Origin of the sequence: Halobellus rarus (assembly GCF_024494595.1) — an archaeon.
Taxonomy (GTDB): Archaea; Halobacteriota; Halobacteria; order Halobacteriales; family Haloferacaceae; genus Haloquadratum; species Haloquadratum rarum.
This window is the reverse complement of record NZ_JANHDI010000012.1, coordinates 84,504-97,432: the sequence shown is the minus strand read 5'-3', so window position 1 is coordinate 97,432 and position 12,929 is coordinate 84,504. Positions and strand designations below refer to the sequence as shown.

Genomic DNA, 12,929 nt, shown 5'->3' with positions numbered 1-12,929 from the left:
TCACGGCGTCAGCGTTGCTGTCGGCGGGTGCCGACTGTTCGCCATAACTGCGCTAGTCGTCAGTACGACTACGACAGTCGCTTCGAGACGTACGGGCCGTCCTGGTGGTACCCGAGCTTCCCCCGGTAGTACTCGCGCGCGCCGATGCCCGAGATGATCGCGAGTTTCCCGTAGCCGGCGTCGGCGGAGAGCTCCTCGGCCCGACGGATCAGCCGTCGACCGTACCCCTTGTGCTGCCACTCGCCCTCGCCGCTGCCGATGCCGGCCTCGCTGCCGTAGACGTGGAGTTCGCGGACGATGGCGGCGTCCGCGAGCTCCCGACGGACCGGGTCGTTCGGGAAGCGGAGGCGACAGAACCCGACCAGCAGGTCCTCGACGGGATCCTCGAACGCGAGGAAGTGCTCGGTCCCGCCGGCGACGTCGTAGGTCGTCACGTTCAACTCGACGCGTCCGGGGTCCGGGTCCGCTTCGTTCATCCCGGCCTCGCGGGCGCGGATGTCTCGGATCTCGATTCCCCTCTCCTCGGCGCGCTGCGCGGCGAGTTGTCGGAGGTTCGACTTCCAGACGCCAGCGTCGATGAAGTCCGCGGGGATGTCGCGCTGGACGCGCTGGAGTCGCGTGTACTCGGGGATCATCCCCATCACCTCGGCGACGACCTCAGCGGCCTCCTCGTTCCCGAGCGGTTCGAACTCGTCGCGCCGCCACTGGTCGTAGACGCGCGTCCCGCGGACGACGAGCGTCGGGTAGATCTTGAGGTAGTCCGGGCGGTACTCCTCGCGCTCGAACAGCTGCCGGAAGTCCTCGAGGATCATCTCCTTCGTCATCCCCGGCTGTCCCGGCATCATGTGGAAGCCGACCTTGAACCCCGAATCGCGGAGCCGGCGGTTCGCGTCGATCGACGCCTGGACGCCGTGGCCGCGGTGCATCTCCCGGTTGATCCGCTCGTAGGTCGTCTGGACGCCGACCTCGACCTTCGTCGCTCCGAGGTCGAGCATCCGGTCGATCTGTTCGGGGTCGCACCAGTCGGGCTTCGTCTCGAACGTCGTTCCGATGTTTCGAATCTCGGCCGTCTCGTTCTCGGCGATCACGTCCTCGACGTACCGGAACTCGGTCTCCTCGGGGTCGGGCTTGAACGACTGCCCCTCCGCGGGCGAGGGCTCGGAACCGAGGTCGTAGTCGTTCAGGGCCTCCAGCGCACGCTTGACGAACCACTCCTGGTAGTCGTGGCTACGCGCGGTCATCGTCCCGCCCATCAGGATGAGTTCGACCTTGTCGACCGGGTGACCGATGTGTCGCAACTGTTCGAGACGGAGCGTCACCTGCCCGTAGGGATCGTAGTCGTTCTGTTCGCCGCGTGCGGCCGCGGGTTCGTGGCCGGTGTACGACTGCGCGGAATCGAACTCCGAGGCCGGCCCGCCGGGACAGTAGAGGCACTTCCCGTGCGGGCACATGTGTGGCGAGGTCATAATCGCTACCGGGGAGACGCCAGAGGCGGTCCGAACGGGCTTCCGCTGGACGACCTCCTTGACCTCTTCGCGGCGACCCTGCGGCGCGTGCTGGAGGATCTCCGCGTTCTTCGGAACCTTCGGCGAGGAGTGCGTCGAGCAGGCGTCCAGCTTCGCCGACTCCAGGTCGTCGCGGCCGACGTCACCATCGAGGATCCGCTGGACGAGGTCCTCGCACGTGCGTCGGAACGCCTCCGTCTCCGCGGGATCCCGGTCCGATTCCGCGTCGGACGCGGCGTCCGGCTCGGCGTCGGTGCTCACCGGCGGACCACCTCCCGCAGTCGGGGCGACGAGCGCATCATTGCCAGCCTCTCGTCCCGTTTCGGGGTTAAGCGTGTCGCTCCGGGCGGTCGAACGCGACAGAAGGGGACGGAACCCGACGTGACAGCCCGGTCTCAGAGCTGGTCGACGACGGCCGAAGCGACGGCGTCGACGACGTCCTCTCGCGCGCCGGAGAGGAACTCCACGCGGTTCTGTCGGATGCCGACGGCCGTGATACCGCCCTCGGGGACTTCCTCGCGGGCGTCGGCCGCGGCGGCGCGGACGTCGACGTCGTCGGCGCGGACGTCGACGTCGTCGGCGCGGACGAACAGTTCGTCAGTGGAGTAGACGATCGTCGCGGACCGCCCGTCGTCGGCCCGACGATGCAGCGCGTCCGCGAGCAGCGACGTCGGCGGGAAGTCGAAGCGGTGACTGTAGGAGTCGGCGTCGAGAACGGCGACGGAGACGCCGTCGATCTCGCGCGTCTCGAGGTTCGCCTCCGCGGTCTCGACCTCGTCGCCGAGTTTGATCCGGAACTGCTCGGAGACGTGGCCGGCGAGGCCGCCGTCGTCCTCGAACAGCAGGTCAGTGATGAGTTCGCGCTTGTCCTGATAGGACTGGTAGTACGCCTCCAGCGCGACGGCCTCGCGGAGTTCACGCGTCCGGTCGGGGTCGTAGCCGGCCTCGTTCGCGAGGTCGGCGTACGCCGCCGGCGTCTCCTGCCAGTAGCTCACGGCGGGGAGGTGTGCGAGGTCGTCGCTCGTGTCGGCGTTGACCGCGGCCCCCAGGTTGGCGCCGAGCGCGCCCGTCGAGAGCCCCCCGGCGTCGACGTCGGTGAGGCTCGGAGAGACCAGGACGCTCGCCTCGTCGACGATCTCGGTGTCGACTTCCTCCGCGTCGACGACGACTCGGGAGGCCCCGTAGACGCCCAGCAGTCCGAGGCCGTCGAGGGAGTCGGTGGTGCCGCCGACGCCGACGAGGACGACGAGCGGCAGCTTCTCGTCGTGGCGCTCGTTGTCCTGCAGCATCTGCGTCACGTCGTTGGTGGCGGCGTCCATCCCGTAGACGGGATCGTCGAGCGGTCGCCGGGTGAAGAAGTGATACTCCGCGTCCGCGCGGGCGTGCTCCTCGCGGATGAGCGGCAGGACCGCGCGTTCGATGGCCGCGCCGGCGACGTAGCCGTCGGCGGTGGCGGCGTGCCGGACGACGATCGGCCGCGACTGGAGGACGGCGGTCCGGATCGCCTCTGCGGCGTCCGCGAGCTGGTCGGTGACGGCCTCGACCGCCTCGTCAGAGGCGAGCGGTTCGACGGTCTCGGGGCGGGCCTTCTCCGAGAGCGCGTCCTCGAGACGCGTCTCGACGGTCTCGGCCTCCTCATCGGAGAGGACCGTCAGTTCCTCGGTCTCGACCTGCAGTTCGCCGCGCCGGAGTTCGACCTCTCCGTCGAGTCGGACGACGTCGCCCTCGTCGACCTCGGGGTACGCGCGGACGCCGGCCTCGACGAACGCCGCGCAGTCGACGACGGCGGTCTCGTCGCGGACCTCGAAGATGGTCGGGCCGCCGGTCTGACGCGCGCCGACGACTTCGCCCTCGATTCGGACGAGGTCGCCGACGCGGTCTCCGAGCGAGTCGACGGTGACGCGCTCCGGTTCTTCGATCTCCGTCGATTCCTCGACTTTCGCCGGTTCTTCAGAGACGTCGCCGTCTTTCGATTCGGCTGCGGACGTCTCGTCGAACTCGAATTCGCTCTCGCTCTCAGTGTCTGCCTCCTCGGTGGCTTCAGTGACGTCAGCGTCTCCGTCGTCGGACGCCTCGTCGGCGGCAGCGGACGCGTCCTCTTCCGGCCGTTCGGCTTCGGCTGCTTCCGACGCGGACGCCGTCTGACCGGACTCCTCGGTAGCGTCGGTACCGTTGCCGACGCGCGATTTCGTCGAGACGCCTTTCGGCGTCTTCTTGACCGGCGTTGGTCCGTCGTCCGACGAGCCGTTGTCGATAGGCTCGCCGTCGTCGTCGCCGTCGGGGTCGTGAACGCGCGCACCACGGAACTCCGACTCGGACTGACGGATCGACCAGCCGAGGTCGATGTTACCGTTGCTTCGGACGTTCTTCACCTGGACGAAGACGGTGTCGCCGGACTCCCAATCGAGGCTCTCTAAGCGACGGTCGAGTTCGCTGCGGTGCAGGAGCCCGGTGACTCCGGGCGCGAGGTCGACGAAGACGCCGAAATCCGCGAATCCATCGACGGTACCCTTGTAGTACCGCCCCGGCGTGAGCTGCTTCGGGGAATCTCCCCGGAAATCGAACCAAACGTCCTCGTCGTGCGTAATCCAATCCATTGAGAGAGTACAGTGCGTCGCGCCTAAAACGATTGTCGAATTCCTGCTCTCCGAGTGGGCGTTCGTCTCACGATCGCGTTACGACCGTCAGATCAGTCCGAATGCCCGGAGAACGGCCTCCCCGGCGTCGAGGCCGCCGAATGCAGAGCCGAAGAGCAGCGTCGCGGGAATCGCACCGGCGGCCAGGGCGCGGGCAGTCGTAGTGTCGTGTACCTCACGCAGGCCGACGACGAGCAGCGCGGCCCCGTACAGCGCGCAGATCAGCCGAAGTGACGGCCACGGGAGGCCTGCGAAGACGCAGGGGGCGGTGGCGTACGCGATCACTTGGACCGTCTCGCTCACGCCCGCCCGGTCTCGAACGGCGAGAATCAGGATTACTGTCTGGAGTGCGGCCGTCAGATGCAGCGCCGCGGGCGCGACGACGAGCGCGACGGCTGCGAGCGCGATGACGGTGGACACCGTCGGGCCGCCGGCCAGCGCGGGGACCCGATCGGGCGAAAACGCGAACAATCCGACGGCGTACGCGACGGCGACGACGATGGCGAAGACCAGTCCCGGCGCTTGATCGCCCGGTGCGACGCCGTTCTGAAAGAACTGTCGCGGCCGGAGGAGAACTTCGAGCCACGCCCGCAGGAGCCCGCGCGGTCCGCGCTCGCGGCCGCCTTCGGGGTTCTCAACCCAGGTCGTCACGGTGGATCTGTCGTAACTACTCGCGGCGAAGCGTATGACAGTTCCGGCACCGCGCCTCGTAGGACTCCGCCGCGCCCACGACGATGGTCGGTTCGTCCACGTGGGCGGGTTCGCCCTCGACGAGCCGCTGGTTGCGCGTCGCCGGCTCGCCGCACTGCGAGCAGATCGCCTGCAGTTTGTCGACGTACTCGGCGACGGCCATCAGTTGCGGGAGGGGTTCGAACGGTTCTCCCCGATAGGTCTGGTCGATTCCGGAGACGATGACCCGACGGCCGTCGTCGGCGAGGCGCTGGCAGACGTCGACCAGTTCCGGACCGAAGAAGTTGGCCTCGTCGACCGCGACGACGTCCTCGCCGTTGAGACGGTCGAGAATCTCCCAGATCCCCTCGCCCTCGCTGGGGACGACGGCGGCGTTCCACTGCCGGCCGACGTGCGATCCGACGGTCGTCTCCCCGTAGCGGTCGTCGACTTCCGGTTTGAACGCGGCGACCTCTTGGCCCGCGATCTCTGCCCGCCGGAGGCGACGGAGGACCTCCTCGGTCTTTCCCGAGAACATCGACCCCGTGACGACCTCGATCCAGCCGCTGTTCGTGATCGCGTGCATACGACGTCAGAGCGCGGTCGAGGCACAAACCGTTGTCCATTCGGCGGGGACCGACTGCCGTCCCACGACGGACTCACCGCTTCAAAGGGGTCGCCGCACCAAAGAGGGGTCGCCGCGCGAAAGTCGATCCGCCGCCCGCTATGCGTCCGGGGTGATCCACGCGAGCGTGTCGCCGCGCTCGAACTCGTCGTCCTCCCCTTTGACGATCTCCGCGAGCGTACCGCCGACCGGCGCGAGCACGTCGATGCTGACCTTCTCGATCTGGATCTCGCAGACGCTCTCTCCCTCCTTGACTGTCGCGCCCTCGCGGACGAACCAGTTGACCACGATTCCCTCGTCGCTGTCGGCCTCGTCGGCCCACTCGTCGGCCGTCACCGGGACGCGATCGTCGGTTCCGCTCATCGGATTACTGCGTCCTCCGAACCGCTGCCGCGATGTCCTCGACGTCCGGCACCACCTCGTTCTCCATCGGCCGCGAGTACGGGATCGGCACGTCCGGGACCGCGACCCGCTCGACCGAATCGAGCGCGGCCAGCGCCTCGTCGGCGACGCTCGCGACGATCTCGCCCGTCACGCCGTAGGAGCGGTAGTCCTCGTCGACGACGACGAGGTTCCCGGTCTTCTCCACCGACTCCACGATGGTGTCGGTGTCGAGCGGCACGAGCGAGCGGAGGTCGACGACCTCGGCGTCGATGCCGTCGTCCGCGAGGTCCTCGGCGGCCGAGAGCGCCCGGTGGACGTGCAGGCCGAGCGTGACGACCGTGACGTCGTCGCCGTCGCGCTTCACGTCGGCGCTCCCGAACGGGATCGTGTAGTCCGTCTCCGGGACGGGCGTCTTCGGTCCGTCCGGGGCGGGGAGCCAGCCGATCCCCATCAGGCGCTTGTGGAACATGTAGAGGACCGGGTCGTCGTCGCGGATGGCGTTGTGCATCAGCCCCTTGGCCTCGTAGGCCGTCGAGGGGACGACGACCTTCAGCCCCGGGATGTGTGCGAACGTCCCGTACAGCGTCTGGGAGTGCTGGGCGGCGTCGTTGTAGGTGCCGCCGACGGCGGCGGTGAGCACCATCGGGACCGAGACGTTCCCGCCGCTCATGTAGGTGTTCTTGGCCATCTGGTTGTAGATCTGGTCCATCGCGACGCCGAAGAAGTCGACGAACATCAGTTCCGCGATGGGGCGCATTCCCTCCTGTGCGGCCCCCACGGCCGCTCCCAGATACGCGGTCTCGCTGATCGGGACGTCCATCACGCGGTCGTAGCCGAACTCCTCGCGAAGTCCCTCCGTCGAGTCGAAGATGCCGCCGTAGTCGGCGACGTCCTCGCCCATGTAGAACACCTCGTCGTTCTCCCGCATCTCGTGGGCGATGGCCGAGACCATCGCTCTGCTCATCGTCAGATCGCGGGTCTCGCCGCTCTCGTCGGCCATCAGTCGTCACCTCCCGCGAGGTCGAAGTCGGGTTCACTGTCCGTCACGCCGCTCGGTGGGTTCACGAACATGTCCTCGTAGGCGTCCGATGGCTCCGGGTGCGGTTGCGCTTTGGCCCACTCGATCGCCGCCTCGACGCGCTCGTGGGCCTCCTCGCGGATCGTCTCCATCGCGTCGTCGTCGACGCCGTAATCGCGGAGGGCCGCCTCCAGTCGCTCGATGGAGTCGCGCTCGGCGGCCGCCTCTTGGTCTTCCTCCGGGCGGTACGTCTGGGGGTCGCCCATGAAGTGCCCCATCCGGCGGTGCACCTGCACCTCGATGACCGTCGGGCCGTTGCGGTCGCGGGCGCGGCCGATCGCCTCGCCGGCGACCTCGTAGACCTCGACGGCGTCGTCGGCGTCGACGCGGACGCCGGGCATCTCGAACCCGTCGGCGCGCTTCGCCCCGTTCTCGACGTCGGTCACGCGCTCTTTGGGCATACTGATCGCCCAGTCGTTGTCCTCGATGACGAACACGACCGGCAGGTCGAAGACCGCCGCGAAGTTCAGCGACTCCAGGAACGCGCCCTGGTCGATCGCGCCCTCTCCGAGGTACGCCACGGCGACGCTGTCCTCGTTCCGCTTCTTCGCGGCGAGACCCGCGCCGGCGGCGGGCGGACAGCCCTCAGCGATGATCCCGCTGCAGGCGAAGTGGACCTCGGGATCGAACAGGTGCATGTGTCCGCCCTTCCCCTTTCCCAATCCGGTCTGTCGACCGAAGATCTCCGCCGTCATCCGGTCGAGGTCGACGCCCTTCGCGATGGCGACGTGGTGAGGTCGGTGCGGCGCGGTCACCGTGTCGTCGTCTCGGAGGTGTTGACAGACGCCCGCGGCCGCCGCCTCCTGCCCGGCGGCGAGGTGCAACTCCCCGGGTATCGGCCCGGCGGAGATGTCGAAGGCCGGCTGTTTGCCCTCCAGGTACTCCTCCTGCAACCGCTCCTCGTAGTGGCGAGCGGTCACCATATTCTCGTACATCTCGGTTAGGACTGTCCTGCTCACTCCTGCCATAGTTGACACAACAGTTCAGCAGGTATTATAATTAAGGATCGGGAAAATGGCGGCTCCGTACGACGGTTCTCGAACACCGGCTCAGACGCCTCCGACCCGGGTAGCGGGCGGACGCTCGATCAACACAGCAGCAGGTAGAACCAGTACGGGAGCTGTATCACCCGGTCGTCTCGAAGCGTTATCGGCCGGTCCGTAGACACGGTATCGCCGGTGAGCAGAAATCCGACCGGAACGTCGTAGCTGTCGAGGAACTCCCGGATCGCCGCGAGCGTGTCGTCGGCTGGCGGTCGGTAGGCGAGGCCGACCGGGACTGGAGTCTCGTCGACTTCGAAGACGTAGTCGACCTCCCCGTTGCGGCCGCGCCAGAACTGTACTGACGGCTCGCCGGTGTCGCCCCGAGCGGCGTTGATGCCGTAGGCGAACCGCATCGTGTGGTCGAATCCGGCCACGCGTGCCAGATCGACCTCGCGGTCGAAGTCACCCAACGCTCGCTGGGCGGATCCGTCGGCCAGCGCGGTCAGGAGGCCGGTGTCGCGCAGATAGAGCTGGACCGAGCGCGGGCGTGCGTTGTCGTACTCCGTGACCGCCGTGAGCAGGTACAGCTCCGAGAGCGCGGGGAGGTAGCTGTCCGCGATCGTCCGCCGGTCGACGTCGAACAGCTCGACGAGTTCCTGATACCGAATCGGTTCCGCGCCGCTGTTGTGGGCGGCGAGCGCGCAGAGGCGTTCGAGGTCGGCGATCGTCTTGATCGACTCGAACCCGGGGACTTCCTCGTAGAGGACCGTTCGGACGTCGTCTCGAAGGCGCGCGTAGTCGGCTTCAGACAGGTCGTCCGCGGTTTCGACGACGCCCTCGCGGTCGTAGCTGATCGTGCCGCCCATCACGAGATAGTCGACGACCTTCGACTGGACGCGCGATTTGGCAGCCGAGACCCGTCGGTACTTCTCACGGAGTTCCGTGACGAGCGCGGATGGATCGGTGCCGTCCAGCACCGCCGGAATACTGCTGTCGCCCGTCCGAATCGAGGTGGGGCTGACGCGCCGATCCGGCTCTTCGAGGTCGGGATACAGCGAAAACAGGTAATCGCGGAACTTCTCGGGTAAGACCGGTTGGACGTCGTACCGCCGAGACGAGAGACCGACGTCGTCGAGTTCGCGCTCGATCTGGACGGTCGTGCTCGCTGTGACCGTCACGTGGCGCTCCCGCGGGTCGTCGATGAGGTCCGTAACGGGACGTCCCCAGCCGTCGATCGTGGGCTTGTTTCGGTGTCCGATCCGGTGGACGTCGTCGAGGAAGACGAAGTGCGGGCCGTCCCCGCCGGTCCGACCGAGGATGCGACTCTCGTAGTAGCGGACCGCGCGACGGAGTTGCTCGTCGGACCGGAGTTGATACAGCGGATCGGCGTCGAATGGGAGATACAGGAACCGCTCGGGCTCGACACCGCTCTCGATGCGGTGTGCGATGTACTGCTTGAGGAGCGTCGTCTTCCCCGCACCGCGGCGACCGACTATCCCGAGGAGCGGCTGGTCCTCGAACTGGCTTCCCGACTGCCCCGGGCGAGCGAGGTGATAGAAGTCGCTCTTCTGTCGCGCCGGGAGCGAGAACGCCTCCGCACCCCGCTCCCACCACGGATTGTGCTCGTGGAGGGCCTTCACGAGACGGTCGCCGACGTCGAGGACCATCGTTGCTTGATCGAAGAGTCTCGTCCCAATGATTGTTTCGGTCGAATTGCCGCCTTCAGAACGTGTTTTTCCGTCGGATACGGGCACCGTCTCTGGGTTCGAGCGGCGACACGCCGACGATAATCCGCGTATACGATCAGTATGGGGCAGTATACCTCTACCCGACGAAATATTTATGAGTATTCGGAACACAGTACTGATTGAAGGAAGTAGAAAAAGATCATTGTATTGTGCTTTATGGACGAAGAAGATCCGCCGAATCCGGCTACCCGCTGGTTGCCCGGGAGACGGCAGCCGAACGATACCCCATGAATACGACACACACCGACCTGACCGAGGGAGCGCGCGCGGACATTACCGTCGAGTTCCTCACGCGGCGGACGACGCGCGGAGAGAACCGCGTCCACCGGCTGCTAGTCGAGGACGAGGACGACACCCGGTTCGCGATCCTCGTCGACCCGAACAGCGGCCTGCTCCCGGGCCTCAAGACCGGGCGGACGTACCGGTTCTCGGGGCTGTTGGCCAGCGCGCCGGCGGCGACGAACGGGGGGACCGAAGAGGAGTGTCCCGGATGTGGCGGGGAACTCCGTCGGGGAACCGTCGCGGATGCGATCGATCCGGAAATCACCGAAGCAGCGGCGGAATTGGGCGTCGATCAGCGGTTCGGGATCGTCGACGAGCACACGACCACCCGGCGCGGGCGAGAGCACGTCGATCGGGTAGACGACTGGCAGCCGATGACCGACGACGACGCTGTCGTCGCCCCCGACTACGTCTGTCCGTCGTGTGACCGGCAGTTCGACTGGGACGAGCTGCATCGCTATCACGGGTCCGGGGGACGGGGCCACCGCGGAGAGGTCCTCGAGAACGTGGCCCCGGAGTCGCCGATGGTGGATGCTGCGGCAGCCACCGACACGGTCGGACTCGCTGCGGGCGGCGCGACGGACGTCACCAACTTCCGGGAGAACGTCGAGAACGGATACACGCCCCGGCCGGAGGCTATCTCCGACGAGGGACTGTTCTACGACTACTCCTTCGAGACGGGGGAGAGGGCCGATACCGACGCGCTGTTCGCCCCGCGATACGCCGCGGCCGCCAGCACGCATCCCCTAACGGGCGAGACGGAGCGGTATCTGTCGGTCGGACTCGACTCGGCGCTCGCCGTCGAGGACTTCAGACGGCCGGATCTCGACCTCGTCGCCGTCCTCGACGTGTCCGGCTCGATGGACAGCCGGTTCGACGAGTACTACTACGACGAGCGGGGCCGACGGCGGGAGACGGACGCCGACGCCAGGACGAAGCTAGAGGCCGCGACGCAGTCGCTGTGTGCGCTCACCGAGCATCTGCATCCCGACGACCGACTCGGGGTCGTCCTGTACAACCACCGCGCTCACGTCGCGAAACCGCTGCGTGACGTGGGGGCGACCGACATGAACGCGATCCGTCGGCACATCAGAGACGTCTCCGCCGGCGGCAGCACGAACCTGGCGGACGGGTTCGAGGCCGCAGTCGACCTGCTCGCCGGTGATCCCCGGCACGCGGATGTCGAACGCCGGGTGATCTTTCTGACCGATATGATGCCGAACGACGGTGCGACGAACCCGTCGGAGCTGACTCGGCTGTTCGCGGAGGCGGCCGACGACGGCGTTCACACCACGTTCGTGGGGATGGGGATCGACGAGAACGCCGAACTGGCGGACGCGCTCTCGGGGATTCGGGGTGCCAACCACTACTTCGTGCAGTCCGCGGCGGAGTTCGAGCGGCGGTTGGGCGAGGAGTTCGATTATATGGTCGCCCCACTGGTCTACGATCTCAGCCTCGAACTCGAGGGAGACGGGTACGAGATCGCCGCCGTACACGGATCGCCCTCGGCAGAGGACCCGGCGGACCGACTGCTGCACGTCGGGACGCTGTTCCCGTCAGCCAAACGGGACGGGAAGGCTCGCGGCGGCGTGGTTCTCGTCGAACTCGAACGGACCGCTCCGGACGGAAACCCATCGCTCGTCGCCTCCTGGACCGAACGCGACGGCAGCGACCACGCCGAACGCGTCGCCGTTGCCCTCCCTGACAACGCCGAGACGTACGCCCACGACGGAATCCGGAAGGCCATCGCGTTGGCGCGCTACGCCGACGAACTCAGGTCGTGGACGCACGAGGTCCACGAGCGAGCGAACAGGGCGAGCGGCGTCGACGACTGGCTCCTGCCCGGGTCTCGCGGGGAGCACGAACGCGAGTCCGTGCCGCTGGTCGTCCCGGCCGAACACGCTGAGCGCTTCCGAATGCTTCGCGGGTACCTCCGCGAGGAGATCAACGCGATCGGTGACGAGGCGCTCCAGCGGGAACTCGACCTCCTGAAGACGCTCTGTGCCGAGCAACCGGAACGGCCGCGTGAAGTGACTGACTGACGCTGCGTCCGGTCGCGACCTCGATGGTGTTCGTATCTGTCCCGTGCATCACACCCGGAGAAATCCCGCGTCAAAAAAAGCGCAGGGGCCGTGAACGAACACGTGCGAATTCGCAGGGCTCTCGGCACACCACTCAAACGGGGGACGGCTGCGCTCGCACCACCTGAAAGACGGGGGAGAGTTATCGAAGGATCCGCGGTCGACCCGAGAATCGCTCAGTACATACGTGATCTAAGCGGTCCACTTCACCGACGGTATTTTGGTCGTATTGATGCTGAATCGCGCCGGGTATCGTTTGGGTCATCGGGAAGGGGCCGGTCCGGCCGGTTCAACTGCTGGGGCTTGCTGTGGCCACTGTTAGGTGTCGGAAGCCATACGCTCGCGTTGGGATTTTGGAAGGGTTCGACGACGAGCCGTCCATTGAGACGGGCTTGTTTAATGAACCCGCCTGCTGTCCGTCTGTCTAGACCACCGAGAACCATCATCGCGTCAATTAACACCTGTTTCGGAACCGGTGGCAGCGACTCGCCTGTGCCAACTCCCTTGGCGGCTGCCAAATCCTCGCCGATGACGCCCACGTATTGAGCTGGGTCGTGAACGCCGGCGAGAAGCCGATGCCACGTTGGCGGGAAGACACTCACTCTCCCCGGTGCAACCTCGTAGATCGTATGGGGAAGCCACATATCAAGATCCGCGACTCGTCCGTCGAGAAGGCGAGCGAAGCGATCCTGAGAGAAGGGGGCTCTGGGCCCTAACCGGCGGATAAATTCGTCGACGTAGGCCGTAATGACTGCTCGCGGAACACCTGGTCCCTCGACGGAGTGAAAGCGCTCGATTATGTTGACGACGTCAGTCGGATAGAGGTATCGCCCTTTGTGGATCAGTTCATCCAGTGTCTGACGCTGAAGTTGACTGTTCATCACTACTACTTCGGTGTGAACAAGAATAAAGGGGCTGGGCGGTACGCTCTGCCCTGG

Annotated in this window: 10 protein-coding genes; 1 reads left to right on the top strand and 9 read right to left on the bottom strand. The window is 66.6% G+C overall.

Going from position 1 to position 12,929, the window contains the following annotated elements:
• Positions 1–68 precede the first annotated feature (68 nt).
• The 8 genes from NO876_RS14475 to NO876_RS14440 form a co-directional block, all read right to left on the bottom strand.
• Entirely contained in the window at positions 69–1,766 is a 1,698-nt protein-coding gene (locus tag NO876_RS14475; RefSeq protein ID WP_256422376.1) for a tRNA uridine(34) 5-carboxymethylaminomethyl modification radical SAM/GNAT enzyme Elp3, read from the bottom strand.
• 134 nt (positions 1,767–1,900) lie between these two features.
• Positions 1,901–4,102 (bottom strand): DHH family phosphoesterase, encoded by a 2,202-nt coding sequence (locus NO876_RS14470; RefSeq protein WP_256422375.1) that lies wholly within the window; start codon positions 4,100–4,102, stop codon positions 1,901–1,903.
• 87 nt (positions 4,103–4,189) lie between these two features.
• Positions 4,190–4,792 (bottom strand): YIP1 family protein, encoded by a 603-nt coding sequence (locus NO876_RS14465; protein WP_256422374.1) that lies wholly within the window; start codon positions 4,790–4,792, stop codon positions 4,190–4,192.
• Positions 4,793–4,808: 16 nt separating this feature from the next.
• Entirely contained in the window at positions 4,809–5,396 is a 588-nt protein-coding gene (locus NO876_RS14460; protein ID WP_256422373.1) for a thymidine kinase, read from the bottom strand.
• Between the two features lie 138 nt (positions 5,397–5,534).
• Positions 5,535–5,798, bottom strand: a complete 264-nt coding sequence (locus tag NO876_RS14455; RefSeq protein ID WP_256422372.1) for a lipoyl domain-containing protein — start codon at positions 5,796–5,798, stop codon at positions 5,535–5,537.
• Positions 5,799–5,802: 4 nt separating this feature from the next.
• The gene (locus tag NO876_RS14450; protein WP_256422371.1) at positions 5,803–6,819 is read right to left on the bottom strand and encodes an alpha-ketoacid dehydrogenase subunit beta; all 1,017 of its coding nucleotides are present in this window, start codon (positions 6,817–6,819) and stop codon (positions 5,803–5,805) included.
• Complete coding sequence (locus NO876_RS14445; protein WP_345780769.1) at positions 6,819–7,832, bottom strand: thiamine pyrophosphate-dependent dehydrogenase E1 component subunit alpha; 1,014 nt, start codon at positions 7,830–7,832, stop codon at positions 6,819–6,821. Before NO876_RS14445 ends, NO876_RS14450 begins: the two co-directional genes overlap by 1 nt.
• 152 nt (positions 7,833–7,984) lie before the next feature.
• A complete protein-coding gene (locus NO876_RS14440; protein ID WP_256422369.1) occupies positions 7,985–9,547 on the bottom strand; it encodes an ATP-binding protein in 1,563 nt (520 codons plus the stop codon).
• Between the two features lie 308 nt (positions 9,548–9,855).
• Between NO876_RS14440 and NO876_RS14435 the strand changes: the two genes are divergently transcribed.
• Positions 9,856–11,952: a vWA domain-containing protein gene (locus NO876_RS14435; protein ID WP_256422368.1), complete on the top strand. Its 2,097-nt coding sequence runs from the start codon at positions 9,856–9,858 to the stop codon at positions 11,950–11,952.
• Between the two features lie 245 nt (positions 11,953–12,197).
• On the opposite strand, the gene NO876_RS14430 is transcribed toward NO876_RS14435, so the two are convergent.
• Positions 12,198–12,872, bottom strand: a complete 675-nt coding sequence (locus NO876_RS14430; RefSeq protein WP_256422367.1) for a hypothetical protein — start codon at positions 12,870–12,872, stop codon at positions 12,198–12,200.
• Between the last annotated feature and the right edge of the window lie 57 nt (positions 12,873–12,929).